Below are 24,941 nucleotides of genomic sequence, written 5' to 3'. Positions count from 1 at the left end.
AAGCAAACCAACGCGCACCAGCTTACGCCGAATGGTGGGCGCCTATGCTCTCAGTTGTGGAAATCCAGTCGCTGCCCCGCACGGCCGCCTTCTTCGACCTGGACAAGACGGTCATTGCGAAGTCGAGCACGCTCACCTTCAGTAAGTCCTTCTACCACGGTGGCCTGATCAATCGCCGAGACGTACTCCGCGCTGCATACTCCCAGTTCGTGTTTCTCCTCGGAGGTGCCGATCACGACCAGATGGAGCGGATGAGGGAGTACCTCTCAGCACTCTGCCGCGGCTGGAACGTCCAGCAGGTGCGGGAGATCGTCGCCGAGACCATCCACGACCTGATCGACCCGATCATCTACGACGAGGCCGCCTCCCTCATCGAGCAGCACCATCTGGCGGGCCGGGACGTGGTCATCGTCTCGACCTCGGGCGCCGAGGTCGTCGAGCCGATCGGCCAGTTGATCGGGGCCGACCGCGTGGTGGCGACTCGCATGGTGGTCGAGGAGGGCGTCTTCACCGGCGAGGTCGAGTACTACGCCTACGGTCCCGCCAAGGCGGAGGCGATCAAGGAACTGGCCCGGACGGAGGGGTACGACCTCAGCCGCTGCTACGCGTACAGCGACTCCGCGACGGACCTGCCCATGCTGGAGGCGGTCGGCAATCCGTACGCGGTCAATCCCGGCCGGGCCCTGCGCAGAGAGGCGCTCGCCCGTGACTGGCCGGTGCTCTCCTTCTCCCGGCCGGTGCGCCTCAAGCAGCGGCTGCCTTCTCTGTCCATGCCGTCGCGCCCGGTCCTGGCCGTCGCCGCAGCAGCGGTGACGGCAGCGGCCGCGACGGCTGGGCTTGTCTGGTTCGCCAGCAAGCGACGCGCCCGCTTTAGCGCTCTTTGAGATGAAAAGTAAAGTTCTTCCGTGAGGACTTCCGCTCAACCTCTCCTCGCGGTACAAATGAATTAACGGCCCGCGAGACCAGCGGCATTCGAGTGGATGTTGCATCACGCACAGGCCCCACGGACCGGAGCATGAAAACTGGGAACCCACGCGCAGCCGACCCGCGATTCGGGCCAGTCGCACCAGGTGACGGGCGAAGTCCCGACCTGATGGACGATATTTCGTGCACGCACTGGTAACCCGGTGGACATGCCAGCGGCGGCACCGAGTCTGGAGCGGTGCCGCCGCAACTTCCGTCCAGGGCACGCGAGCCCAGCAAGATCCAAACGGGACAGCCCTCAGGCCGCTCCGCGCTGCATCGCCTCACACACCGCGGTGCTCTCGCGCGCCCCCAGCTCCGCCGCCCGGCCGCAGTGCGCGATCCACTCCGCCACGCCGCCCGGCGCCCCCGAGGCGTAGCGGCCGAGCGCTCGGCGGTAGGCGCCGACGCCCGCTTCCGCGTGACCGACCTCGGCAGGGGAGACGGATTTCGGATCGAGGCCGCTGCCCACCAGTACGATCCGCTCCGCCGCCCGCGCCACCACACCGTTGTGCGAGACGAAGGGCCGGAGCGTCGCCAGCTCCCCGTGCACCACCGCCGCCAGCACCAGGGCGGGCGCCGAAGTCCCCGCCACGACCAAGCCGGAGAGCGCGTCGAGCCGGGCCGACACCTCCTCGGCCGTCGGCAGCGCCACCTCTGGTTCCCGCCCGGCTTCCGGCCCCGCCACGGTCTCGCCCGCCAGTCGCGGCCTTCCCACCGACTCCCCGGATGCGGCACCGCCCGCCGCCACCAGGTGCAGCCTCGCCAGCACGCGCAGTGGTGACTGCCGCCATACGTCCAGCAGTTGCCCGCTCTCCGCCGTCACCCGCAGCGCCGCGCCGACCGTACGGGCCTCGTCCTCGGCGCCGAAGTCGCTGCGGCGGCGGACCTCTTCCAGCCCCCAGTCCGCGCCCTCCAGCGCGGCCGAGGCGCGCGCACCGCGCAGTGCCGCCTCCGCGCTGACCTCACTGCTGCGCCGCCGCATGACCCGGTGTCCGTAGACCCGGTCCACTGCCTTGCGCATGGCCTCCACCGCCTCGGCCACACCGGGCAACGCCCCGAGCGGGACCAGCGGATCCGGGGGGCCGGAAGTGGCTCCACCTCCGGCCCCGGGGCCGTCGGCGGAGCTGGAGGAATCGGCGGAGCCGGCACGGCCAGCGGTGTTACTCATGCGTACGACCCTACGCATCCACCCAGCCCCGCACGCCCCTCGATCGAGTGGTCTTCTTCACTCACCTTCACCACTCTCCGCGTCCATTTGAATACTCTGCCGCACATGAAGATCGCTTTCGTTGGCAAGGGCGGCAGTGGCAAGACCACACTGTCCTCACTGTTCATCCGCCGTCTCGCAGCACACCGGATCCCTCTGATCGCCGTGGACGCGGACATCAACCAGCACCTCGGCAGCGCCCTGGGACTGGACGAGGACGCCGAATCCGCCGCAGTGCCCCCGCTGGGGGCCAGACTTCCCCTCATCAAGGACTATCTGCGAGGTGCCAATCCCCGGATCACCTCGGCGGCAACCATGATCAAGACAACGCCGCCGGGTGAGGGCTCCCGGCTGCTCCGCATCTGTGAGGACAACCCCGTCTATGACGCCTGCGCTCGCACCGTGCCCCTGGAGGGCGGCGACATCCGGCTGCTGGCGACCGGACCGTTCGCCGAGTCCGACCTGGGTGTTGCCTGTTACCACTCCAAGGTCGGCGCGGTGGAACTCTGTCTCAACCACCTCGTGGACGGGCGCCGTGAGTTCGTTGTCGTCGACATGACAGCGGGCAGCGACTCCTTCGCCTCCGGGATGTTCACACGTTTCGACATGACCTTCCTGGTGGCCGAGCCGACCAGGAAGGGGGTCGCGGTCTACCGCCAGTACAAGGAGTACGCACGGGACTTCGGCGTCTTGGTGAAGGCCGTCGGCAACAAGGTGCACTCCCCCGAGGACCTCCGCTTCCTCCGGGAGGAGGTGGGTGACGACCTGCTCACCACCTTCGGGCAATCGGACTGGGTACGGTCCATGGAGAAGGGCCGCCCCCGCCCCCTCAGCGAGCTGGAGAACGCCAACCTGCTCGCACTGCACACGCTCCACGAAGCCGCGGATGCGGCGTACGCCGGGCGCGACTGGAACCGCTACACGCAGCAGATGGTGCACTTCCATCTGCGCAACGCGGAGAGCTGGGGGAATGCGAAGACCGGAGCGGACTTGGCTGCGCAGGTGGATCCGGGCTTCGTCCTGAGCGAAGCGCCCACACCACAACCCGCTGAGCTCTCAGGGTGACGACGGAGGTGGCGGGGACGTGCGGCGGGTCGAAGGCGGGGCGAGGAAGGAGTGCCAGCCGCCGGTGGGCTTCTCGCCGACCCGCAGGGTGCGCAGCGTGCGGAGTACCTGAGGGTCCTGTACGTCCAGCCAGTCCACGAGTTGCCTGAACGACACGCAGCGGACGTCCTGCTTGCCGCAGACCTCCTTGATCACATCCTCGACCGCGTCCATGTAGATGCCGCCGTTCCACTGCTCGAAGTGGTTGCCGATGATCATCGGCGCACGGTTGCCCTCGTATGCGCGTGCGAAGCCCTGCATCAGGCCGTCGCGCATCTGCTGCTGGTAGCCCGGGCGCAGCGCGGGCGGACCGTCAACGGTCTTGGACTGGTTGGCGAGGAAGTTGTAGTCCATGGACAGCGTCTCGAACGACCGGCCGGGCATGGGGATCTGCTGGAGTGGCAGGTCCCACATCCCGCCCTCCTTGTCCGGCCAGACCTGGGTGCCGTTGCCGCTGGAGTCGTAGCGGAAGCCCATCTCCCTGGCCGCCGGGAGGAGGTTCGTGCGGCCTTCGAGACAGGGGGTACGGCCGCCGATCAGTTCCTTCTCGTAGTCGAAGGGCAACGGCTTCATCTTCTTCCAGCCGGTGGTGGTCTTCCAGTTCTTGACGAACCACTTGGCCTGACTGATCTCGCTCTTCCACTGCTCGGCGGACCAACTGCCGACACCGCCGGGCCCGCAGAAGTGTCCGTTGAAGTGGGTGCCGATCTCGCTGCCGTCGAGCCATGCCTGGCGCACCTGGCGAAGTGTCGACTGGATGTTCTCTTTCCTGAGGTAGCCGATGTCGGAGGCTCCGGGCGAACGGCCGGGCGGGTTGTAGCGCTCCTGCTGCTCCTCGGGAAGCAGATAGATCCCGCTCAGGAAGTACGTCATCGAGGCGTCGTATTTCTTGGCGAGTTCACGGAAGCGCGAGAAGAGCGCATTTCCGTCCTCGCCCGCGCCGTCCCAGGAGAAGACGACGAACTGCGGCGGCTTCTCGCCGGGTTCGAGCTTCGCCGGAGTGGGCTGGTGGGGCTGTTCCCCGGTGTACGAGGTGGAGCCGTCGCCGATGAGCCGGGGCTCCCCGGCCTGTCGAGTGCCCTGGTCGGAGTCGCGGGCCGGCTTGCCGTCGCGTTCGGAACCGGTCTCCTTTGAGCCGCCCGCGCATCCTCCGAGCAGTACCGCGAGCGCGCTCAAGGCGGCCGTACCAGCAGCCCAGCGCCGATTGCCCGTCATGGGCCCACCTCTCCCTGCTATTTGTGTGACTAGCGTTTTTTATGCCTAGTCACGGTCGCATGCAGAGGAAGATGGACCGGTATGACAAGCGGTTCCATATTACTTTTCACCTGATGGACGGAACCTTGCACCCATTCGCCATCAGGCACTTCTCCAATTCTTTACGCTCCGTTACGGTCTGTTTACTGACCCTTGAGGGTGTCGAAAACAACACGTGCCGTGACGAGCCCCGGAGGAGATGACGGACCGATGTCCGCCCGTACCCCCGCACGCCCCGCCACCCGTATCCCCGTACACGGGGCCGACCTGTCCGCTTCCATCTCCGTGTTTCTCATCGCGCTGCCGCTGTCCCTTGGCATCGCGCTCACCGCCGGGGCACCGCTGCAGGCCGGGCTGATCGCCGCTGCGGTCGGCGGCATCATCGGCGGCCGTCTGGGCGGCTCGCCGCTCCAGATCGGAGGCCCCGCCGCCGGGCTCACCGTGGTCACGGCCGACCTCATCCACCTCTACGGCTGGCGCACCACCTGCGCCATCACCATCGGTGCCGGGTTGCTCCAACTCTGCCTGGGGTTCCTGCGGGTGGCACGCTCAGCGCTGGCGGTCAGTCCCGCGATCGTGCACGGAATGCTGGCCGGAATCGGCGTGACCATCGCCCTTGCCCAGCTGCACATCGTGCTCGGAAGTTCCCCGGAGAGTTCCGCGGTCGCCAACGTCGTCGCGCTTCCCGGTCAGCTCGCCGACCCGCACACCGGAGCCCTCGCGGTGAGCGCGGTGACCATCGCCGTCCTGCTGTCCTGGCCCCACCTGCGACGGCGCTGCGGCGAACGCGAAACCGCGGGGCGAAGTCCGGCCCTCTCCGCCACTCCCGGTGACCGGACATGCCCCCGGCGGCTGACCCGGATCACAGCCGCGGTCACCCGCGTGATCCCCGCAGCGCTCGTCTCCGTGGGCCTGGCGACAGCCGTCGCCGCGATCGGCGGGTTCCAGATCGCCCACGTCGACCTGCCCTCCTGGCGCAGCCACGCGCTGCCCGAAGCACCCAGCGGGCCCGTACTCGGGCTCCTCGCCGCCGTGCTGACGGTCACCCTGGTTTCGGGCGTCGCCACGCTGCTGTCCGCCGTCGCCGTGGACAAGATGGTGGCCGCCCGGGAGTCCGGCGCCGGCCACACCGAAGACCGGATCCCCCGCTCGGACCTCGACCGGGAGCTGCGCGGCCTCGGTATCTCCAACATGGTGTCCGGAGGGCTCGGCGGTCTGTCGATCGCCGGTGTCGCCGTGCGCAGCTCGGCGAATGTCGCGGCGGGCGCGGTCAGCCGTAACTCCGCGATCCTGCACGGGGTGTGGGTGGTGCTCGCCGCCGGGCTGCTGGTGTCGGTCCTGGAGCTGATCCCGCTGGCTGCGCTGGCGGCCCTGGTGATGGTGGTCGGGATCCAGATGGTCAGCCTCACCCACATTCGTACGGTGACCCGGCATCGCGAGTCGGTGGTCCATGCCGCCACCACCGCCGGTGTGGTGCTGCTCGGGGTGCTGGAAGGGGTCGCCGTCGGCGTGGCGTTCGCGGTCGTGCTGGCGCTGCACCGGCTCACTCGTACGCGGATCACCACCGATGTGGTCGAAGGTGTCCACCGGGTGCGGGTGGGCGGGCAGCTGACGTTTCTCGCGGTGCCGCGGCTGAGCAGGGCTCTGGGGCAGGTGCCGGAGGGGGTGAGCGCCGCAGTGGAGCTGGACGGCTCCTTCATGGACCACGCGGCGTTCGAGACTCTCCAGGAGTGGGCAGCGGCCCATGAGGCGCGCGGCGGCAGCGTGGAGGTGGCGGGCCGGGCCGGGGCGCGGATCGCGGAGCCGGCCGCAGACCACAGCTGCTCCCCCTGGACGCCCTGGCGCAACCACCAGTGCACCCGACCATCCGGGGCTTCCTCCGGGCACACCCACCGGGGACAGCTGCTCAGCGGAGTCAGCAACTTCCAGCGGACCACGGCACCACGGGTACGGGACGAGCTGGCGCGGCTGGCACGGGAGGGTCAGCGGCCTTCGCAGCTCTTTCTCACCTGCACGGACTCCCGGCTGGTCACCAGCATGATCACTTCCAGTGGTCCGGGCGATCTGTGCACCGTCCGCAACATCGGCAACTTCGTACCGCTGCCCGGGGGCGGCCTGACGGGTGAGCCCACGGCCGACGACTCGGTCGCGGCGGCGATCGAGTACGCGGTGGACGTACTGGAGGTGGAGTCCATCACCGTCTGCGGTCACTCGGACTGCAATGCGATTCAGGCGCTGTACGCCGCCGAGTCGGTGATCGCCCCGGGCCTGTCCGGCTCCTCCGATCCATCCGACGCCACGTGTCCTCCCGCGACGCCGCTGGTCCGCTGGCTGCGCCACGGCGGTCCGAGCATGCGCCGGCTGGCCGCTCAGGGGGGTGCGGCTCCCCGGCTCGCGAGCCGGGAATCCGAGGGGACCGAGCTGCTGTGCCTGACGAACGTGGTGCAGCAGCTGGAGCATCTGAGAGCACACGAGTGCGTGGCGCGCCGTCTCGCCGAGGGCCGACTGGAGCTGCACGGCATGTACTTCCATGTCGGCGAGGCGCAGACCTATGTGATGGACCGTACTGACCCGGCAGGCCGTGCGGAATCGGGTCGCGAGGGCATCCGGCGGGGACCGCAGCCTGCGGTCTTCACACCCGTACGGCCCGAGGCGGGCTCGCCCGTGCCCAGGATTCCGTGGGCATCGCGAGCGGATCATCGGGCTTGGGAGCACCGCTGACGTGGAAAAGGTGGCGGTGGGTCACGCGCCGGGCGTGAGCAACGCGTGGCCGGGGCCCAAGGACCGTCCATGACAGCGCCAGGCTCACAGGTCTAAACCAATTTTTCCTGCAACCCTTGTCACCGGGCAGCCAGGCTGATGAGCTAAGCGCCTGGGAGACATCGGACACCCAGGATTGGGAGAAGTCGTGAGCAACGAAAGCCTGGCCAATCTACTTAAGGAAGAGCGGCGGTTCGCGCCCCCCGCCGACCTGGCCGCCCACGCCACCGTGCAGGCTTCGGCCTACCAGCAGGCGGACGCCGATCGGCTGGGCTTCTGGGCCGAACAGGCGCGCCGTCTCAGCTGGGGTACCGCACCGACGGAGACCCTCGACTGGTCGAACCCGCCCTTCGCGAAATGGTTCGCGGACGGCAAGCTCAATGTCGCGTACAACTGCGTGGACCGCCATGTCGAGGCGGGCCACGGCGACCGGGTGGCCCTCCACTTCGAAGGCGAGCCCGGCGACAGCCGTTCCGTCACCTACGCGGACCTCCTGCGTGAGGTCTCCCAGGCCGCCAACGCCCTCACCGAGCTGGGCGTCACCGCGGGCGACCGGGTGGCGATCTATCTGCCGATGATCCCGGAGGCGGTCATCTCGATGCTGGCCTGTGCCCGCATCGGCGCCCCGCACTCGGTGGTCTTCGGCGGCTTCTCGGCCGACGCCCTCGCCACCCGCATCGAGGACGCCGACGCCCGGGTCGTGATCACGGCCGACGGCGGTTACCGCAAGGGCGGCGCCAGCCCCCTCAAGCCCGCCGTGGACGAGGCGCTCACCCGCCCCGGCACGGACAGGGTGCGCAGTGTCCTGGTCGTACGGCGTACCGGGCAGGAGGATGTCGCCTGGACCGAGGGCCGGGACGTGTGGTGGCACGAACTGGTCGGCCGTCAGCCGGAGGAGCACACCCCGCAGGACTTCGACGCCGAGCACCCGCTCTTCATTCTCTACACCTCCGGCACGACCGGCAGGCCGAAGGGCATTCTGCACACGGCCGGCGGCTACCTCACCCAGGTGGCCTACACCCACCACGCCGTCTTCGACCTGAAGCCCGAGTCGGACGTCTTCTGGTGCACCGCTGACGTCGGCTGGGTGACCGGCCACTCGTACATCGTCTACGGCCCGCTGGCCAACGGCGCGACCGAGGTGCTCTACGAGGGCACGCCCGACTCCCCGCACAAGGGCCGCTGGTGGGAGATCGTGCAGAAGTACGGCGTCACGACGCTCTACACCGCGCCGACGGCGATCCGCGCCTGCATGAAGTGGGGCGACGAGATCCCGGCGAAGTTCGACCTGTCCTCGCTGCGCATCCTGGGCTCGGTCGGCGAGCCCATCAACCCGGAGGCGTGGATCTGGTACCGGCACCACATCGGCGCCGACCGTACCCCCGTGGTGGACACCTGGTGGCAGACCGAAACCGGCGGCATCATGATCAGCCCGCTGCCCGGGGTGACGGAGGCCAAGCCCGGCTCGGCCCAGGTGCCGCTGCCCGGCATCTCCGCGACCGTCGTCGACGACGATGCGCGCGAGGTGCCCGACGGCGGGGGCGGCTATCTGGTGCTCACGAAGCCGTGGCCGGGCATGCTCCGCACGATCTGGGGAGACGACCAGCGCTTCCTGGACACCTACTGGAGCCGCTTCGAGGGCAAGTACTTCGCTGGCGACGGCGCCAAGAAGGACGAGGACGGCGACATCTGGCTGCTGGGCCGGGTGGACGACGTGATGCTCGTGTCGGGGCACAACATCTCCACAACCGAGGTCGAGTCGTCCCTGGTCTCGCACCCCAAGGTCGCCGAGGCGGCGGTCGTCGGGGCCGCCGACCCGCAGACCACGCAGGCCATCTGCGCCTTCGTCATCCTGCGGGGCGAGGCGAAGGAGGCGGAGGGCCTCGTGGAGGAACTGCGGCAGCACGTCTCCAAGCAGCTCGGCCCCATCGCCAAGCCGAGGCGGATCCTGCCGGTCGCGGAGCTGCCGAAGACGCGTTCGGGCAAGATCATGCGCAGGCTGCTGCGCGACGTCGCCGAAAACCGCGCCCTGGGCGATGTCACCACCCTCACCGACTCCTCGGTGATGGATCTCATCCAGGCCAAGCTCCCCGGGGCGAGCGAGGACTGACCGGCGGCACGCGGCCGTAAGGAAACGCGGAGACGGAAAGACGCGGAGACGAGGGGCACCCGGCCACGGCCGGGTGCCCCTCTCCATGCCCCTCCGCACGCCCTCCCCGCGCCCGTCCCCATGCGCCTCCCCATGCCCCTCAGGGTTTTCGCTAGGCTGACGGGCCGACAGACCGGCTCTCCTGCTCCTCCGTTCCCCAGCGGTCCGGATCGGCCCACCCGGCTCGGGCGGGCTCAGCACCGACACCTCCCCGAAGTGGCCAACCGCTGGAGGACGACGGACGATGATGGTCCGGCATCATCTGACTGACGAGTAGACACCTAGCGAAGCAAGGAGACACCCGATGAGCGCAGCCGACGACGGCCGCAGCCTCGGCGAGCTGGTCGCCGCCGCCACCACAGAGCTGTCCGCACTCGTGCACGACGAGATCGCGCTGGCCAAGGCGGAGGTCAAGCAGGACGTGAAGCGGGGGGCGATCGGCAGCGGCGCCCTGATCGTGGCCCTCGTGCTGATCCTCTTCTCCCTGCCGGTACTGAGCTTCGCCGCCGCGTACGGCATCCACAACCTGGGGCTGGGCCTCGCCTGGTCCTTCCTGATCGTGGGCGGTGCGTTCATCGTGCTCGCGGCGCTGCTCGGCTTGGTGGCGAAGATCATCCTCAAGCGGATCGAACCGCCGAAGAAGACGATGGAATCGGCAAGGGAGACGGCGATGGTCCTTTCCAAGGTCAAGCCGCACCCCCGCGCGGCCCAGAACGGCGGAGTGTCCCGGAGGGGGACCGCAGCCCAGCGCGAGGAGCAGGCCCAGGGGACGCGACGCACGGTGGACATGGACAAGCCCGCCGTGTGAGCGCCCGGTGTGACAGTCTCGTTGACATGACACTCCCTGACCGTTCCGCCGAGGTCATCCGTGCCGCCGGCCCATGGACGCACCGGGACGTGGCGGCCAACGGAGCGCTTTTCCACATCGCCGAGGCCGGTGAGGGGCCGCTGGTCCTGCTGCTGCACGGCTTTCCCCAGTTCTGGTGGACCTGGCGGCACCAGCTGACCGCCCTCGCCGACGCGGGATACCGCGCCGTCGCGATGGACCTGCGCGGGGTGGGCGGCAGCGACCGTACGCCCCGCGGCTACGACCCGGCGAATTTGGCGCTGGACGTCACCGGCGTCATCCGCTCGCTCGGCGAACCGGACGCGGCGCTGGTCGGGCACGACCTGGGCGGCTATCTGGCGTGGACGGCGGCCGTGATGCGGCCGAAGCTGATCCGGCGGCTGGCGGTGAGCTCGATGCCGCACCCGCGTCGCTGGCGGGCGGCCATGCTGGGTGACGTACGGCAGACGGCGGCGGGGTCGTACGTCTGGGGCTTCCAGCGGCCCTGGATTCCGGAGCGCCAGTTGGTCGCGGACGACGGCGCGATGGTCGGCAGGCTGATCCGCGACTGGTCCGGCCCGAAGATGTCCGAGGGGATCGAGGAGAGGGCCGCTGCGGACGCCGGCACCGATGCCGACGACACCGCGGTGCGCGCCTACGAAAGGGCGATGTGCATCCCGTCGACGGCGCACTGCGCGGTGGAGCCGTACCGCTGGATGGTGCGTTCGCTGGTGCGACCGGACGGCTTCCAGTTCAACCGCCGGATGAAGCGGCCGGTAAGGGTGCCGACGCTGCATCTGCACGGTTCGCTGGACCCGGTGCTGCGGACGAGGAGCGCCGCCGGATCGGGAAAATACGTGGAAGCGCCGTACCGCTGGCGGCTCTTCGACGGGCTCGGTCACTTCCCGCATGAGGAGGATCCGGCGGCGTTCTCGGGTGAGCTGATCGAATGGCTCAGGGATCCCGAGCCCGACCGCTGAGCCCCGACCGCTGAACCCCGACCGCTTAGCCCTGACCGCTGAACCCGCCCCAGGGGAGCGTGCGTACGGGGCCACGGAGATCCGCTGGGGGCGTGGCGCGGGACTTCATACATGTGCCTGCCGCATAGACCATTTGGGGCGCGCTGACACGGTTAGCGACCTTGGGTGAGGGGCAGAGTGCCGGGTATGGGCTGGACGCACGACTATCGTGACGTTGCACGCGAGCACAGTTATCTGAGGGGGCGGCTCTCCGCGCGGCGCGCGGAGCAACGCGTTCTCCGAGATCACCCGCATCCCGAGATGGGCATCCCGCGGATTCTGCGCCGCCGGGCGCGCTGGGTCGGGGCGCGCCTGCGCCACCAGCGCGGCTGACGCGCCGCAGCACACAGCACGGCCACCCGGACCGCCGACTACCGGATCTCCCGCTCAGCGCGCCCGCGTTCGGGGAGTTCGCGCTGGGGAGTTCGTGCGCGTCCGCCGCGTGGGCTGATGGTGGCCGGATCGCGGGATCGCCGGACAGAAGCGCATCTGTTCGCCTACGCTGAAGTGCATCCCCACAGCAGCGCGCCTTGTACACGGCGGCCCTGAGGCGTCACTCACCGAAGTCCCGACTGAACCCACAGTTGAATGAGAAACCGCCTGATTCGCCCTGTTGCAAAGGCCCAGCTCATCCGCAATTCACTCCGTTGGGTGATCTGCCGCGCACGCATAGTCCGTTCGGACCATTCAAGATTGGGCCGCGCGGGGGTGTTGCACCCTGCCCTCCTTCCGTAACGTCCTCAACTGGCAACGGTGAATATGCCGCTTGCCGCCGTGGGGGAGCCTCGATTCGGGAGAGGACGGCGCCGGCTATGAGCTGGGTAACCGACTGGAGTGCACAGGCAGCCTGCCGCACTACCGATCCGGACGAACTGTTCGTACAGGGGGCGGCTCAGAACCGCGCCAAGGCAGTCTGCACCGGATGTCCGGTGCGGACGGAGTGCCTGGCCGACGCCCTGGACAACCGGGTGGAGTTCGGCGTGTGGGGAGGAATGACCGAGCGGGAACGAAGAGCGCTTCTTCGCCGCCGGCCGACGGTCACTTCGTGGCGCCGTCTGCTGGAAACGGCACGCGCCGAGTACGAGCGCGGCAGCGACATGCTGTCCGTGGACCTCGACACGGTGGAGGAGTGCGTGAGTTACGCGGTGGCGGCGGGCTGACCGGCCCGTTCACCACTGGCACGCGCGATCCGCTCAACCGGCCTGCCCGGCAGGCTGGTCGGCGAGACGCGCGCCGATGGCCCGCAGCCCCGGCAGATCATGTACATCGCCGGGGAGCGCGGCCACCTCCGCCACGGGCACCTCCGGGTGCAGCGCGGCGAAGCGGTCACGGGTGCGCAGCTCGCGCGCGAGCACACGCATCCGCTCGGCGTGCAGCCGCAGCAGTCCAGCGGCCAGCAGTGTGGTCGCAGCACCGTCGCTGTTGTCGTCGCCAGGGTCGGATACGGGTACGCCCGCGTGATCGGCGCTACTGATGTGGTGGTGAGCGGTAGGGCTGTCGTCGGGAGCGTGCGGGGACGGATCGGTGAGGTGGGCTTCGGGGGAGCCGTCCTCGGGAGGCGCGCCATCGGACCGCGGGACATCGGACCGCCCGGCACCTCGTAGATCACCCTTCCCGGTCACATGATCGACAATGCCGCCGTCCTCAAGATTTTCCGCCGCGGCCAGCGCCCGCTCGGCGCTCAGACCGACCTCGCTGCCGTGCATCCGGTTGAGCACCAGCCCGGCCAGCGGCATCTGATCAGCGGCCAGCCGCTCCACGAAGTACGCCGCCTCGCGCAGTGCGTCCCGCTCCGGCGCGGCCACCACCAGGAAGGCGGTGCCGGGAGCTTGGAGCAGCCGGTACGTGGCGTCGGCACGGGTGCGGAACCCGCCGAACATCGTGTCCATGGCCGCCACGAAGGTCTGGACGTCGCGCAGCAGCCCGGCCCCCAGCAGCTTGTTGAGCGCGCCGGTGAACATCGACAGCCCGGCCATCCCCAGATGCACGAACTTCATCCCCGCCCGGCCGCCCGCCTTCGCCGGACCCGAAAGCACCCGGATGAACGGGCCGTCCAGGAAGGAGCCCAACCGCTTCGGAGCGTCCAGGAAGTCCAGCGCGGAGCGGCTGGGCGGGGTGTCGACGATGATCAGATCCCACTCGTCGCGGGCCCGCAACTGCCCCAGCTTCTCCATCGCCATGTATTCCTGGGTGCCCGCGAAGCCCGCCGACAGCGAGGCGTAGAAAGGGTTCTCCAGAATGGCGCGGGCCCGCTCCTCGTCCGCGTGCGCCTCGACGATCTCGTCGAAGGTCCGCTTCATGTCGAGCATCATGGCGTGCAGTTCACCGCCCGCCTCGCCGCCCACCCCCGGCACCACGCGCGGTGTGTTGTCCAGTTCGGTCAGCCCCATGGACTGCGCGAGCCGGCGCGCCGGGTCGATCGTGAGCACGACGGCACGCCGCCCGCGCTCGGCGGCCCGTACGCCGAGCGCCGCCGCCGTGGTGGTCTTGCCGACGCCGCCCGCGCCGCAGCACACCATGATCCGCGTCTCCGGATCGTCGAGCAGGCCGTCGACGTCCAGCACCGGGACGTCCGCCAATCCTCCGCGTCCGGACGTGGCATGAGCAGTCACTTGAGCACCCCCTGATCGCGCAGGTCGGCGGAGAGCGCATAGAGCCCCGCCAGGTCGCCCCCGTCGGCGAGCAGTCCCAGCTCGTAGACCGGCAGCCCCAGTTCGTCGATCTCCGCGCGCTGGGCCCGCTCCAGGGCGAGTCGTTCGGCGTACTCGCGGCCCTGCCGCAGCAGGGGCTCCACGAGCCGGTCGGCCCGTCCGCCGGGCCGGTCGCCGCCGAGCCCGACGCGGGAGAGGGCGTGCGCCAGTCCCGCACGCGCCCCGCCTCCAGCCCCCAGCGGCGCTTCAGCGGCTTCGGCGGTGCCGACGGGCACTTCGCCGGTGCCGGCGGCCGCCCCGGCAGCCGTGTCGAGGGCTGCCGTGTCGAGGGCTGCCGTGTCGAGCAGCTGAGGGCGCGTCATGTTGACCACCACGCTGCCCACCGGGAGCCCGGCGGAACGCAACTCCGCGACACCGTCCACGGTCTCCTGCACCGGCATCTCCTCCAGCAGTGTGACCAGATGCACGGCGGTCTCGGCCGACTTGAGCACCCGCATCACCGCCTGCGCCTGGTTGTGCACCGGGCCGATCTTGGCGAGCCCGGCCACCTCGTCGTTCACACCGAGGAAACGGGTGATGCGCCCGGTGGGCGGCGCGTCCATCACCACCGCGTCATAGACCCGCCTGCCCTTGCGGTCCCGGCGGCGCACGGCCTCGCACGCCTTGCCGGTGAGCAGTACGTCGCGCAGCCCCGGGGCGACGGTGGTCGCGAAGTCGATCGCACCGATCTTGTTGAGCGCGCGGCCCGCGCTGCCCAGTTTGTAGAACATCTGGAGGTAGTCGAGGAGCGCGCGCTCGGCATCGATCGCCAGCGCGTACACCTCACCGCCCCCATACGCGACGGCGATCTTGCGTTCCTCGTACGGCAGCGCCTGCGTCTCGAAGAGTTGTGCGATGCCCTGCCGTCCCTCGACTTCGACCAGAAGCGTCCGCCTCCCCTCGTCCGCGAGCGCGAGCGCGAGTGCGGCGGCGACCGTCGTCTTGCCAGTGCCGCCCTTGCCGGTAACCACGTGCAGCCTGCTCACGGCTGGAGCCTAACCACCGCCTCCGGGACGCACGCGCGCGGTCCGCAGGGAAGCGGGGCATCGAGCGTGGGCGTGGAAGCAGAAGCGTGGAAGCGGACGCGCCGGTCTGGATTAGGGTCGTGCCATGACGAAGTGGGAATACGTGACCGTGCCGCTGCTCGTACACGCGACCAAGCAGATCTTGGACACCTGGGGGGAGGACGGCTGGGAACTGGTCCAGGTCGTCCCCGGCCCCAACAACCCGGAGCAGCTGGTTGCCTATCTGAAGAGGGAGAAGACCGCATGAGCGGCTCGGTGGAGGCCCGGCTCGCCGAACTGGGCATGACGCTTCCGGAGGTCTCGCCGCCCGCGGGCGTGTACGTGCCGGCGCTGCAGTCCGGCAGTTACGTCTACACGGCTGGGCAGGTGCCGTTCGTGGACGGCAAGCTCCCGGCCGCCGGAAAGGTCGGCGCCGAGATCAGTGCGGAGCAGGCCAAGGGGCTTGCCCGCATCTGCGCGCTGAACGCGCTGGCGGCGGTCAAGTCGGTGACGGGCGACCTCGACCGGATCGCGCACGTCGTCAAGGTGACCGGGTTCGTCGCCTCCGCGCCGGACTTCACCGGCCAGCCGGGCGTCCTCAACGGCGCGAGTGAGCTCCTCGGTGAGGTGCTGGGCGAGAAGGGCGTGCACGCACGCAGTGCCGTGGGCGTTGCCGTGCTGCCCCTGGACGCGCCGGTCGAGGTCGAGATCATGGTGGAACTGCTGGACAGCTGAGCGTCCCGCAGAAGCCGCAGGGGGCTGCTCGGGGCGCTCCGGGCCGCAGCGGGCGACGAGGGTGCGGGTAAGGGCCGGGAGCGCCGCTGCGGAGCGCGCCGGCAGCTTCCCGCCGCCCGGACAGGCAGGTCACCGTGCCCTCGAACATCCGGGCAACGACCCGTAGCATCCGGGCATGTCCACCATGAATGGCCAGTGGTACCCGGCGGAGTGGCCGGAGCGCATCCGCGCCCTCGCTTCCGGGACGCTCACGCCGGTCGCGCCGCGCCGGGCGGCAACCGTCATGCTGCTCCGGGACGCGGTCCCCGACGCGGGCAGCGGGGCAGGTCCCAAGACGGGCGGCTCTGCTGGCGAAGGCACGGCGCGCGGGCGTACGGCGGGCGAAAGCACGGCGGCTGAAGGCACCGCGCCCCAGTGCGCCGCTACCGGGGCGTGCGAGGTGTACATGCTGCGCCGGCGCGCCTCCATGGCCTTCGCCGGGGGTGCGTACGCCTACCCCGGCGGCTCCGTCGACCCGCGTGACGAGGAGACGGGGCACGACGAACGGGACGAAGAGGGCAGCGGCGGGCGCCGGCTTCGCTGGGCTGGACCGTCCCGCGCCGAGTGGGCCGCCGTCCTCGGGACCGACGAGGCGGGCGCCCAGGGCATCGTCTGCGCCGCCGTACGGGAGACCTTCGAGGAGTCCGGCGTACTCCTCGCCGGGCCCGACGCTGAGACCGTCGTGGCCGACACCACCTCCGCCGCCTGGGAGGCCGACCGGGCCGCCCTCGTCGCCCGCGAACTCTCCTTCGCCGGCTTCCTGCACCGCCGCGGGCTGCTGCTCCGCAGTGACCTGCTCGGCTGCTGGGCACGCTGGATCACGCCGGAGTTCGAACCGCGCCGCTACGACACCTGGTTCTTCGTCGCCGTGCTCCCCGCCGGACAACGGACCAGGAACGCCTCCACCGAAGCCGACCGTACGCTGTGGATCAAGCCCGCGGACGCAGCCGCGGGCTACGACCGCGGGGAGTTCCTGATGATGCCGCCGACCGTCACCACGCTGCGCGAGATCCGGCACCACCCGAGCGCCGCCGCAGCGCTCAGCGCCAGCGCGGACCGCGACCTGACGCCCGTACTGGCCCGCGCGAGACTCCTGGGCGACGACATCGTGCTCAGCTGGCCCGGCCACGACGAATTCACCAAGAAGGTCTCCCGATGACCGTGCCCCCTGCCGACGCCCCTCCGCCCGGCCGCCCGCGCGACGGCGCCATCGACGGCTCCGCCACCGCACGCGCCCTGTGCGTCCTGGCGTCCAACCCGTCCGTCCTGACGCTGGACGGCACCAACACCTGGATTCTCGCCGAGCCCGGCTCCGACCAGGCCGTGATCGTCGACCCGGGGCCGCTGGACGAGGTCCATCTGCGGCGAGTGGCCGACCTCGCACAGGCGGGCGGCAGACGCGTCGCCCTCACGCTGCTCACCCATGGCCACTGGGACCACGCGGAAGGCGCCGCGCGCTTCGCCCAGCTCACCGGCAGCCCGGTACGCGCGCGGGACCCCGCGCTGCGGCAGGGCGGCGGAGATGGGCTGGAAGTCGGGGACCTCATCACGGCGGGCGGCCTGGAGCTGGTGGTCGTACCGACGCCGGGACACACAAGGGACTCAGTGTCCTTCCAGCTGCCCGCCGACCGGGCCGTGCTGACCGGGGACACGATCCTCGGGCGCGGCACGACCTTCGTGGCCCACCCTGACGGACGGCTGGGCGACTACCTCGACTCGCTGCGGCTGCTGCGCTCACTGACGGTCGACGAAGGCGTCAGCACGCTGCTGCCGGGGCACGGGCCCGTACTGACGGACGCACGGGGCGCGGTCGAGTACTACCTCGCCCACCGGGCGAACCGGCTGGCGCAGGTCGAGACGGCTGTCGAGAGCGGCTGCCGTACGGCCCCGGAGGTCGTCGCACAGGTGTACGCGGAGGTGGACCGGTCGCTGTGGCCCGCGGCCGAGCAGTCGGTCCAGGCACAACTGGAGTACCTGCGCGAGCACGGCCTGCTTTGAGCCTCCGGTTCACCGGCCGCACGGCCCTGCGGGGGCTTGCCCCCGGCAGGGGCCGCAGCGTGCCGCCGTGCGCTCGTGCCGAGTCGTGCCGGGTCGTTCACCCGAGCCCGGGTGAACGACCGCGGCCCCCGATCTTCGCCATGGCACGGCCGTGCGCTGCGTTCCCCGATCGGCCGACCAGGGCGTGTCCCCTACGAGGCCGGTCAGGCACGTTGCGCCTGACCGCACCAGGGACGCCCCGCTACTGGACGAACCGTCCGACACGGCACCAGCCGGGTCGAACCGGCAAGCACATGCCCGCACGCCTTGTGGCCAGGGACGCGCGGCGTGCAGGACGCGGAGAGCTCGCTCCGCAACGGGGCCCAGGAGGGGCCGGACGGCACGGCTGTGCCCACGGCGTGGTGCGGCGGTTCCCAGCCGACCTCAACCCAGATGCACGGCTGACCGCACCGTCTCGCCCCGTGTCGCGTCCGGTCGGCGTCCCAGCCGCCCGCCGTCGGGCGCCCGCGCAGGTCAGCACGGCGGAGGCGGCGGCCGTACGCCGCCGCACGCGCAGCGGCGCGTGAGACGGAGGCGCACCACCGTCGGCGCACCCAGCGCTAGCGGCTCCGCTTCGCCAGTCGCTCGATGTCGAGCAGGATCACCGCGCGTGCCTCCAGCCGGAGCCAGCCGCGGCCCGCGAAGTCGGCGAGCGCCTTGTTCACGGTCTCCCGGGAGGCGCCGACGAGCTGTGCCAGTTCCTCCTGGGTGAGGTCGTGCACCACGTGGATGCCCTCCTCCGACTGCACGCCGAAGCGGCGCGACAGGTCGAGGAGCTGCTTGGCGACGCGTCCGGGCACATCGGAGAAGACCAGGTCGGACATCGAGTCGTTGGTACGGCGCAGCCGTCGGGCGATGGCGCGGAGCAGCGCGGAGGCCACCTCGGGCCGGACGTTCAGCCAGGGCTGGAGGTCGCCGTGGCCCAGGCCGAGCAGCTTGACCTCGGTGAGCGCGGAGGCCGTGGCCGTACGGGGGCCGGGGTCGAAGAGGGAGAGCTCGCCGATGAGCTCACCCGGGCCGAGCACGGCCAGCATGTTCTCCCGGCCGTCGGGCGAGGTGCGGTGGAGCTTCACCTTGCCCTCGGTGACGACATACAGCCTGTCGCCGGGGTCTCCTTCGTGGAAAAGTGCATCGCCGCGGGCCAGTGTCGTCTCGGTCATGGAGGCGCGCAGCTCAGCGGCTTGCTCCTCATCGAGCGCCGCGAAGAGCGGGGCGCGCCGCAGAACGTCGTCCACGAGTTCTCTCCTTGTCGACCTGCCCATGGGGCTCTTTGTGGCACCCCATGATGCCGGACGGTAAAGCAGTGGGATCAGTCACAAGTTTGACGCACTCACGCGGTCGTCCGTACGGCAGGGGGCCGATTGGGCTGTGAATTGCCTACGTGAGGGGCGGATGCCGGACGTTCGCGCTACGCCGGGCGAGTGTCCCCCAGGCCGGTGGGGCGGGGGCTTTGGGGCAGCCGGGCAGGTGAGCAGATCAGATGATTCCGCTATGAGTGAACGCGTTTCGACCATGTAAACAATCCCGACAAAGCCGACCAAGCGGGCAGCGTGGCGAGTGCAGCGGTAAGGGGCAGTCGCGAAGACGACTGCCCCTTACCGCTGCACGGTGGGCCTGCGCGGTGGACCTGCGCGGTGGACGGCGCGAGGTGAACCGCGCCGTGGACCGCGCCCGCATCAGGCGGCCACCGCCACCGCCTGCACCGCCGGTGTGCGGAGAGTGCCGCGTGCCGTGCCCAGGCTGGTGATCAGCGTGGCCGCTGCCGCGACCCCGACGACCGCCAGCCAGATACCCGGCCCCTGATCGCCCGGCCACACGGCGTCGGTGCGGAGCATCGTGAAGGGCAGGATGCCCGCCACCGCCGCCACCGTGCCGAGGAACACGCCGGTCACCGTGAGCACCAGGCCCTCCACGCCGACCATGCCCATGACCTGTCCCGGAGTGGCTCCGGCGAGGCGCTGCTGGCCGAACTCCCGGCGGCGGTAGGAGGTCGCCGCGTACAGGCTGTTGATCAGCATGATGCAGGAGAAGACGACGATGATGCCCACGACAACGAAGTTCAGGGTTTCGAGGTTCTTGTCCTCCACCGACTTCGTCAGCCCGGAAGCCTCGATCGCGTCGCTCTCGACCGCCTGCATGTACAGCGTCGCGGTCGCCATGCCGGTGAAGACGATCAGCGGCATCAGCACTCCGGAGAGCTCCGCGGCGCGCCGGCGCATGTTGTGCACCGTCAGATAGCCGCTCGCCCCGGCCAGCGCCGTGATCGGCCCCCGCAGCCTGCCCAGCAGACCCGTCAGCAGCACCGGGGAGAAGAGGGCGAAACCGACGGCCAGCAGAATCGCCCCGTACGCCGGGGGCGCCATCGCCGCGGCGTCCGTCTCGTCCATGGCGAAGGTGGTGCTCACGGAGGCGGCTCCGACCACCAGCGCGCCCCAGGCCGCGAGGTTCCGCATCCTGCCGCGCTCCTTACGGGCCCCTGCCAGCGCCTTCGTCGCCCGGCGCACCGCCAGGAAGGCGGCGGCGACCGAGGCCAGCAGCGTCACGCTGATCCCGGAGGAGAGCGCGATCGGGCCGAAGGCGTAATCGACGCTCCCGGCCACCTGGCCGCTTTCCTGGAACTGGTCGAGCAGCGCCTGCCCGCCCAGCACCGCGGGACCGATGGCCAGCACCGCCCCGACGAGGGCGACCGCCGCCGACTCCCCGACGATCATCCGCTTGATCTGCGCCGGGGTGGCCCCGGTGCTGCGCAGCAGGCTGATCTCCTCACTCCGCTGACGCACGTTCACCGTCAGCGTGGAGGCGACGGCGAAGAACACCAGCAGGGTGCCGTAGCCACCGACCACCGCCGCCGCCGTGGTGAGCGACTCCGCGCTGACGTCGTCGACGCCCGCGGCGCCCGCCGTGTCGTGCATCGCGTTGAACGTCATGACGATCACCGCGCCCAGGAAGGCGGACAGCAGCGTCGCGGCGAAGCGTCCGGGACGCTGCCGGATCGAACGCATGGCCAGTACGAACATCGCTCACACACCTGCCTGCATCTCGTCGTTGACGCTGTCGCCGAGGTGCGCGAGCCGCTCGGCGACGGCGTCCACGGTCGGCGCGTTCAGCTGGCCCGCCAGCCGCCCGTCCGCCAGGAAGACCACCGAGTCGGCGTACGAGGCGGCCATCGGGTCGTGGGTCACCATGACGACCGTCCGGCCGTGCAGCCGTACGGACCCCTGCAGAAGCCGCAGCACATCCCGCGCGCTGCGGGTGTCCAGCGCGCCTGTCGGTTCGTCGGCGAAGACCACGCTCGGCTCCGTGACAAGCGCCCGCGCGATGGCGACGCGCTGCCGCTGGCCGCCGGAGAGCTTGTCGGGATGATGCTCCATCCGGTCGGCCAGCCCGACACCGGCGAGGATCTCCTCCGTACGGGCCCGGTCGACGCGCCGCCCGGCGAGCTTCAGCGGAAGCACCGTGTTCTGCGCCACGGTCAACGTGGGCAGCAGGTTGTACTGCTGGAAGACGAAGCCGATCCGCTGCCGCCGGAACTTCGTCAGCGCTGCCTCACTGCCGCCCGTCATCTCCTCACCGTCCACCACCACCCGGCCGTGGTCCGGGCGGTCCAGACCCGCCGCGCACTGGAGCAGCGTCGACTTCCCGGAGCCGGACGGCCCCATCACCGCCGTGAAGCTGCCGGCGGGCAGGCTCAGGTTCACTCCGTCCAGTGCGGTCACCGCGTTCTCCGCATCGCCGTAGGTCTTGGTGACCTCGACAAGGCGCAGGGCTTCGGAACTGCCGACGGGGGTTTCTCTCCTCGGACGACGAACCATGTCAACTCCTCTTTCCGGCACACTCACTGCTCGACTACGAAGCTACGAGCGGTGACCGTCCCGCACACGGGGCGTACATCCCGAACGGCTTGGGAGGTACAACCCGAGTACGGGGTGTCGTTGGGTACACCGCAGCCAGCGTCTGTGCGGTGCACGCCTGTGTGTGCCGGGCACTGACGATTCACCCAAGCCTCTGTTCGCCTGCTGCCTGTCGGTGGCGGCCCGTAGGCTGACCGCATGGCGAAGAGTGAGGTGTCAGGGGCGGCCGAGAGTCGGCCTGGAATCAAGAGGGCCAGAGTCGCGCCGACGCGTACGGGCCTGGTCAGGCAGGCGCGGCGGATCAACCGGGCGCTGGCCGAAACGTATCCGTACGCCCACCCCGAGCTGGATTTCGAGAGCCCGTTCCAGCTCCTGGTGGCCACGGTGCTGTCCGCGCAGACGACGGACCTCCGGGTGAACCAGACGACGCCCGCGCTCTTCGAGCGGTATCCGACGCCCGAGGACATGGCCATGGCCGTGCCGGAGGAGCTGGAGGAGGTGATCCGGCCGACGGGGTTCTTCCGCGCGAAGACGAAGTCGCTGATAGGGCTGTCCACCGCGCTGCGCGACCACTTCGGCGGCGAGGTGCCGGGCACGATAGAGGAGCTGGTCACGCTCCCCGGCGTAGGCCGCAAAACGGCGAACGTCGTGCTGGGTAACGCCTTCGGCGTGCCGGGCCTCACCGTGGACACGCACTTCGGGCGCCTCGTCCGCCGGTTCGGCTGGACTCGCGAGGAGGACCCTTCGAGAGTCGAGGCGGCGATCGCGGCGATCTTCCCCAAGAGCGAGTGGACGATGCTCTCGCACCGGCTCATCTTCCACGGCCGCCGCGTCTGCCACTCCCGCAAGCCCGCCTGCGGCGCCTGCCCCATCGCCCCGCTCTGCCCCTCGTACGGTGAGGGCGAGACCGATCCGACGAAGGCGAAGAAGCTGCTGAAGTACGAGATGGGCGGCCAGCCCGGCCAGCGGCTCAAGCCGCCGGAGGACTTCCCGGGCGAGCCCGCACCCGCGCAGGTCCCACGGTGAGCGGGGGCGCGGCGGGGCGCCGTACGAGGTGCTCCGCTGTCCCGCACCGCACCTGGGCGGGCGGCGCCGGGCGGGGTCGCACCCCTGCGCGTCACACCTCGCCGTCCCGTACCGCCCGGGAGCGCGGATGACGGGCCCGCAGCAGGAGCAGGGCGGCTCGGTCAGGCTCAGCAGCGAAGGCCTGCCCGGTTGGCTGGAGCCCGTCGAGCGGGTGGCGCGGGAGGTCGAGCCCCGGCAGCTCAGCCGCTTCCTGCCACCTGCCGGGGGCGGCGGCAGACCGTCCGCGGTGCTCATCCTCTTCGGCGAGGGCCCGCGGGGCCCGGAGCTGCTGCTGATGGAGCGCGCCAGCAGTCTCCGTTCGCACGCAGGCCAGCCCTCCTTCCCCGGTGGCGCCCTCGACCCCGAGGACGGCGACCCGGCGGGCGAGGGGCCGTTGCGGGCCGCGCTGCGGGAGGCCGAGGAGGAGACCGGGCTCGATCCCTCCGGTGTGCAGATATTCGCGACCCTTCCCGCGCTCTACATCCCGGTCAGTGATTTCGTCGTGACCCCGGTGCTGGGCTGGTGGCGGCGTCCGACGCCGGTGGCGCCGGTGGATCCGGCCGAGACCGCCCGGGTCTTCACCGTCCCGGTCGCGGAGCTGACCGATCCGGTCAACCGCGCCACCACCGTGCACCCGAGCGGGCACCGTGGCCCGGCGTTCGCCGTCGGCTCCGCACTGGTGTGGGGCTTCACGGCCGGGGTGATCGACAGGGTCCTGTACTTCGCCGGCTGGGAGCGGGCGTGGGATCGCGGGAAGCTCGTCCCACTCGATCCGCATGCGTGAGGCCGCGGGCGGCGGGCGTGATTCCGTGACGGGCGTGCGTGAGACGGTGGCCTCCGTAAGCGGTGACATCTCTGCGAGGCTGATTCGGTGAACGTGCTGGACATACTGCTCGTGCTCGCCGCCGTGTGGTTCGCGATCGTGGGCTACCGCCAGGGCTTCATCGTCGGCATCCTGTCGGTGATCGGCTTCCTCGGCGGCGGTCTCGTCGCCATCTTCGTGCTGCCGGTGCTGTGGGGAGAGCTGACCGACGACGCGTCGCCGGGCACGGTCGGTGTCATGGTGGCCGTGGCGGTCGTGATCATCTGCGCCTCCGTCGGACAGGCGTTCACCACGCATCTGGGCAGCAAGCTGCGCCGCTATATCACCTGGTCACCCGCGCGCGCCCTGGACGCGACGGGCGGCGCGCTGGTCAATGTGGTGGCGATGCTGCTGGTCGCCTGGCTGATCGGCTCCGCCCTCGCCGGTACGGCACTGCCGACGCTGAGCAAGGAGGTACGGGCCTCCAAGGTGCTGCTGGGCGTGTCCCGCGTGCTGCCGGAGCAGGCGAACACCTGGTTCGCCGACTTCTCCTCGGTGCTCGCGCAGAAGGGCCTGCCGCAGGTCTTCTCACCGTTCTCGAACGAACCGATCACCTCCGTCCCGGCGCCCGATCCGAAGCTGGCCAAGAGCCCGGTGGTGGCTCGCGCGAAGGAGTCCATCGTCAAGGTGGTGGGCACCGCGACCAGCTGCGGCAAGGTCCTGGAGGGCACCGGATTCGTGTTCGACGATGGGCGGGTGATGACGAACGCGCATGTCGTGGGCGGAGTCGACGAGCCGACGGTGCAGATCGGCGGCGAAGGCAGACTCCATGACGCGACGGTCGTGCTGTACGACTGGGAGCGCGACATCGCCGTCCTCGACGTGCCCGGCCTGAGCGCCCCTTCGCTGCCCTTCGCCGAGGGCGACGCCTCCACCGGCAACGGCGCGATCGTCGCCGGATTCCCGGAGAACGGCGCCTTCGACGTCCGAGCCGCCCGCGTGCGGGGCCGCATCGAGGCGGGCGGCCCGGACATCTACCACCGGGGCACCGTCCACCGCGACGTCTACTCCCTCTTCACCACCGTCCGGCAGGGCAACTCCGGCGGACCGCTGCTCACACCCGAAGGCGAGGTGGTCGGGGTGGTCTTCGCCAAGTCGCTGGAGGACGACGACACGGGTTACGCGCTCACGGTCGACGAGGTGCGCGAGGACATCAAGCTGGGCCGTACCGCCGAGGGCCAGACGGACACCGAAGGGTGCGCGCTCTGAGTTGAGGCGCGGGCGGGTGCCACCGGTCCGGCGCCAACCGTCTGGCGGCCCCCGTCCGGCGCCACCCGCCCCGGTGCCGTCCGCTGCCACCCGTCCGCCGAGCCACTTCGAGCCCTTTGCAGGGCGCCACTGCCCGTCCGGCAGCCCACCCCTTAAGCTTCCTT

22 protein-coding genes are annotated in these 24,941 nt (G+C 70.4%); 15 read left to right on the top strand and 7 right to left on the bottom strand.

Annotated elements, in window-relative coordinates; translation table 11 throughout:
- The first annotated feature begins 44 nt into the window (after positions 1 to 44).
- A complete protein-coding gene (locus LHJ74_RS08300; protein ID WP_260217016.1) occupies positions 45 to 884 on the top strand; it encodes an HAD family hydrolase in 840 nt (279 codons plus the stop codon).
- Positions 885 to 1,222: 338 nt separating this feature from the next.
- On the opposite strand, the gene LHJ74_RS08295 is transcribed toward LHJ74_RS08300, so the two are convergent.
- Complete coding sequence (locus tag LHJ74_RS08295) at positions 1,223 to 2,134, bottom strand: Fic family protein (RefSeq protein ID WP_260217011.1); 912 nt, start codon at positions 2,132 to 2,134, stop codon at positions 1,223 to 1,225.
- A gap of 105 nt (positions 2,135 to 2,239) precedes the next feature.
- On the opposite strand from LHJ74_RS08295, the gene LHJ74_RS08290 reads away from it, so the two are divergent.
- Positions 2,240 to 3,238, top strand: coding sequence for an ATP-binding protein (locus LHJ74_RS08290; RefSeq protein ID WP_260217010.1), 999 nt, complete (start codon positions 2,240 to 2,242; stop codon positions 3,236 to 3,238).
- Here the strand turns inward: LHJ74_RS08290 and LHJ74_RS08285 are convergent.
- Positions 3,230 to 4,492: a polysaccharide deacetylase family protein gene (locus LHJ74_RS08285; RefSeq protein ID WP_260217009.1), complete on the bottom strand. Its 1,263-nt coding sequence runs from the start codon at positions 4,490 to 4,492 to the stop codon at positions 3,230 to 3,232. The genes LHJ74_RS08290 and LHJ74_RS08285 overlap by 9 nt on opposite strands.
- A gap of 249 nt (positions 4,493 to 4,741) precedes the next feature.
- Between LHJ74_RS08285 and LHJ74_RS08280 the strand changes: the two genes are divergently transcribed.
- The 6 genes from LHJ74_RS08280 to LHJ74_RS08255 all read left to right on the top strand — a co-directional run bounded on the left by LHJ74_RS08280 (position 4,742) and on the right by LHJ74_RS08255 (position 12,445).
- Positions 4,742 to 7,252 (top strand): bifunctional SulP family inorganic anion transporter/carbonic anhydrase, encoded by a 2,511-nt coding sequence (locus LHJ74_RS08280; protein ID WP_260217008.1) that lies wholly within the window; start codon positions 4,742 to 4,744, stop codon positions 7,250 to 7,252.
- A 187-nt stretch (positions 7,253 to 7,439) separates the two neighbouring features.
- The gene (acs, locus tag LHJ74_RS08275; protein ID WP_260217007.1) at positions 7,440 to 9,401 is read left to right on the top strand and encodes an acetate--CoA ligase; all 1,962 of its coding nucleotides are present in this window, start codon (positions 7,440 to 7,442) and stop codon (positions 9,399 to 9,401) included.
- A 343-nt stretch (positions 9,402 to 9,744) separates the two neighbouring features.
- Entirely contained in the window at positions 9,745 to 10,248 is a 504-nt protein-coding gene (locus LHJ74_RS08270; protein WP_260217004.1) for a phage holin family protein, read from the top strand.
- A 26-nt stretch (positions 10,249 to 10,274) separates the two neighbouring features.
- Positions 10,275 to 11,246: an alpha/beta fold hydrolase gene (locus LHJ74_RS08265; RefSeq protein WP_260217001.1), complete on the top strand. Its 972-nt coding sequence runs from the start codon at positions 10,275 to 10,277 to the stop codon at positions 11,244 to 11,246.
- Positions 11,247 to 11,432: 186 nt separating this feature from the next.
- The gene (locus LHJ74_RS08260; RefSeq protein WP_260216999.1) at positions 11,433 to 11,618 is read left to right on the top strand and encodes a hypothetical protein; all 186 of its coding nucleotides are present in this window, start codon (positions 11,433 to 11,435) and stop codon (positions 11,616 to 11,618) included.
- 479 nt (positions 11,619 to 12,097) lie between these two features.
- Positions 12,098 to 12,445: a WhiB family transcriptional regulator gene (locus LHJ74_RS08255; protein ID WP_260216998.1), complete on the top strand. Its 348-nt coding sequence runs from the start codon at positions 12,098 to 12,100 to the stop codon at positions 12,443 to 12,445.
- A gap of 33 nt (positions 12,446 to 12,478) precedes the next feature.
- Here LHJ74_RS08255 and bagB read toward each other — a convergent pair whose 3' ends face one another.
- Positions 12,479 to 13,804: an ArsA family ATPase gene (gene bagB, locus LHJ74_RS08250; protein WP_260217374.1), complete on the bottom strand. Its 1,326-nt coding sequence runs from the start codon at positions 13,802 to 13,804 to the stop codon at positions 12,479 to 12,481.
- An 89-nt stretch (positions 13,805 to 13,893) separates the two neighbouring features.
- The gene (bagA, locus tag LHJ74_RS08245) at positions 13,894 to 14,961 is read right to left on the bottom strand and encodes an ATPase BagA (RefSeq protein ID WP_260216997.1); all 1,068 of its coding nucleotides are present in this window, start codon (positions 14,959 to 14,961) and stop codon (positions 13,894 to 13,896) included.
- Between the two features lie 124 nt (positions 14,962 to 15,085).
- On the opposite strand from bagA, the gene sp36 reads away from it, so the two are divergent.
- The 4 genes from sp36 to LHJ74_RS08225 all read left to right on the top strand — a co-directional run bounded on the left by sp36 (position 15,086) and on the right by LHJ74_RS08225 (position 17,751).
- On the top strand, positions 15,086 to 15,247 hold the full coding sequence (gene sp36 / locus LHJ74_RS08240; RefSeq protein WP_260216996.1) for a Sp36 family protein: 162 nt from the start codon (positions 15,086 to 15,088) through the stop codon (positions 15,245 to 15,247).
- Positions 15,244 to 15,714: a RidA family protein gene (locus LHJ74_RS08235; RefSeq protein ID WP_260216992.1), complete on the top strand. Its 471-nt coding sequence runs from the start codon at positions 15,244 to 15,246 to the stop codon at positions 15,712 to 15,714. The genes sp36 and LHJ74_RS08235 overlap by 4 nt, the downstream gene beginning before the upstream one ends.
- 175 nt (positions 15,715 to 15,889) lie before the next feature.
- Positions 15,890 to 16,912, top strand: coding sequence for an NUDIX hydrolase (locus LHJ74_RS08230; RefSeq protein ID WP_260216990.1), 1,023 nt, complete (start codon positions 15,890 to 15,892; stop codon positions 16,910 to 16,912).
- Positions 16,909 to 17,751, top strand: coding sequence for an MBL fold metallo-hydrolase (locus LHJ74_RS08225; protein WP_260216988.1), 843 nt, complete (start codon positions 16,909 to 16,911; stop codon positions 17,749 to 17,751). The genes LHJ74_RS08230 and LHJ74_RS08225 overlap by 4 nt, the downstream gene beginning before the upstream one ends.
- Positions 17,752 to 18,350: 599 nt before the next feature.
- Here LHJ74_RS08225 and LHJ74_RS08220 read toward each other — a convergent pair.
- The 3 genes from LHJ74_RS08220 to LHJ74_RS08210 all read right to left on the bottom strand — a co-directional run bounded on the left by LHJ74_RS08220 (position 18,351) and on the right by LHJ74_RS08210 (position 21,602).
- Positions 18,351 to 19,025, bottom strand: a complete 675-nt coding sequence (locus LHJ74_RS08220) for a Crp/Fnr family transcriptional regulator (protein WP_237318794.1) — start codon at positions 19,023 to 19,025, stop codon at positions 18,351 to 18,353.
- Positions 19,026 to 19,466: 441 nt separating this feature from the next.
- Positions 19,467 to 20,807, bottom strand: coding sequence for an ABC transporter permease (locus tag LHJ74_RS08215; RefSeq protein ID WP_260216984.1), 1,341 nt, complete (start codon positions 20,805 to 20,807; stop codon positions 19,467 to 19,469).
- Positions 20,808 to 20,810: 3 nt separating this feature from the next.
- Positions 20,811 to 21,602, bottom strand: a complete 792-nt coding sequence (locus LHJ74_RS08210; protein WP_260216979.1) for an ABC transporter ATP-binding protein — start codon at positions 21,600 to 21,602, stop codon at positions 20,811 to 20,813.
- A 237-nt stretch (positions 21,603 to 21,839) separates the two neighbouring features.
- Here LHJ74_RS08210 and nth point away from each other — a divergent pair, with 237 nt between their 5' ends.
- From nth to LHJ74_RS08195, 3 genes are all read left to right on the top strand, one after another.
- Positions 21,840 to 22,667 (top strand): endonuclease III, encoded by an 828-nt coding sequence (gene nth / locus LHJ74_RS08205; protein WP_260216978.1) that lies wholly within the window; start codon positions 21,840 to 21,842, stop codon positions 22,665 to 22,667.
- Positions 22,668 to 22,794: 127 nt separating this feature from the next.
- A complete protein-coding gene (locus LHJ74_RS08200) occupies positions 22,795 to 23,490 on the top strand; it encodes an NUDIX hydrolase (protein ID WP_260216977.1) in 696 nt (231 codons plus the stop codon).
- Between the two features lie 87 nt (positions 23,491 to 23,577).
- Positions 23,578 to 24,777 (top strand): MarP family serine protease, encoded by a 1,200-nt coding sequence (locus LHJ74_RS08195; protein WP_260216976.1) that lies wholly within the window; start codon positions 23,578 to 23,580, stop codon positions 24,775 to 24,777.
- Positions 24,778 to 24,941: the final 164 nt, after the last annotated feature.

The organism is Streptomyces gossypii, from assembly GCF_025165795.1.
Lineage (GTDB): Bacteria > Actinomycetota > Actinomycetes > Streptomycetales > Streptomycetaceae > Streptomyces > Streptomyces gossypii.
Note: the sequence above shows the minus strand (reverse complement) of the source record. Positions and strands in the feature narration are given on the sequence as shown.

What these genes read in the sequence shown, in the direction of transcription:
- LHJ74_RS08210 (WP_260216979.1), bottom strand. Translation starts at nt 21,602, where the DNA reads ATGGTTCGTCGTCCGAGGAGAGAAACCCCCGTCGGCAGTTCCGAAGCC.
- LHJ74_RS08215 (WP_260216984.1), bottom strand. Translation starts at nt 20,807, where the DNA reads ATGTTCGTACTGGCCATGCGTTCGATCCGGCAGCGTCCCGGACGCTTC.
- LHJ74_RS08300 (WP_260217016.1), top strand. Translation starts at nt 45, where the DNA reads ATGCTCTCAGTTGTGGAAATCCAGTCGCTGCCCCGCACGGCCGCCTTC.
- bagB (WP_260217374.1), bottom strand. Translation starts at nt 13,804, where the DNA reads ATGGTGTGCTGCGGCGCGGGCGGCGTCGGCAAGACCACCACGGCGGCG.
- LHJ74_RS08290 (WP_260217010.1), top strand. Translation starts at nt 2,240, where the DNA reads ATGAAGATCGCTTTCGTTGGCAAGGGCGGCAGTGGCAAGACCACACTG.
- LHJ74_RS08200 (WP_260216977.1), top strand. Translation starts at nt 22,795, where the DNA reads ATGACGGGCCCGCAGCAGGAGCAGGGCGGCTCGGTCAGGCTCAGCAGC.
- LHJ74_RS08255 (WP_260216998.1), top strand. Translation starts at nt 12,098, where the DNA reads ATGAGCTGGGTAACCGACTGGAGTGCACAGGCAGCCTGCCGCACTACC.
- sp36 (WP_260216996.1), top strand. Translation starts at nt 15,086, where the DNA reads ATGACGAAGTGGGAATACGTGACCGTGCCGCTGCTCGTACACGCGACC.
- LHJ74_RS08295 (WP_260217011.1), bottom strand. Translation starts at nt 2,134, where the DNA reads ATGAGTAACACCGCTGGCCGTGCCGGCTCCGCCGATTCCTCCAGCTCC.
- LHJ74_RS08270 (WP_260217004.1), top strand. Translation starts at nt 9,745, where the DNA reads ATGAGCGCAGCCGACGACGGCCGCAGCCTCGGCGAGCTGGTCGCCGCC.
- LHJ74_RS08280 (WP_260217008.1), top strand. Translation starts at nt 4,742, where the DNA reads ATGTCCGCCCGTACCCCCGCACGCCCCGCCACCCGTATCCCCGTACAC.
- LHJ74_RS08260 (WP_260216999.1), top strand. Translation starts at nt 11,433, where the DNA reads ATGGGCTGGACGCACGACTATCGTGACGTTGCACGCGAGCACAGTTAT.
- nth (WP_260216978.1), top strand. Translation starts at nt 21,840, where the DNA reads ATGGCGAAGAGTGAGGTGTCAGGGGCGGCCGAGAGTCGGCCTGGAATC.
- LHJ74_RS08265 (WP_260217001.1), top strand. Translation starts at nt 10,275, where the DNA reads ATGACACTCCCTGACCGTTCCGCCGAGGTCATCCGTGCCGCCGGCCCA.
- LHJ74_RS08225 (WP_260216988.1), top strand. Translation starts at nt 16,909, where the DNA reads ATGACCGTGCCCCCTGCCGACGCCCCTCCGCCCGGCCGCCCGCGCGAC.
- LHJ74_RS08235 (WP_260216992.1), top strand. Translation starts at nt 15,244, where the DNA reads ATGAGCGGCTCGGTGGAGGCCCGGCTCGCCGAACTGGGCATGACGCTT.
- LHJ74_RS08230 (WP_260216990.1), top strand. Translation starts at nt 15,890, where the DNA reads ATGTCCACCATGAATGGCCAGTGGTACCCGGCGGAGTGGCCGGAGCGC.
- LHJ74_RS08285 (WP_260217009.1), bottom strand. Translation starts at nt 4,492, where the DNA reads ATGACGGGCAATCGGCGCTGGGCTGCTGGTACGGCCGCCTTGAGCGCG.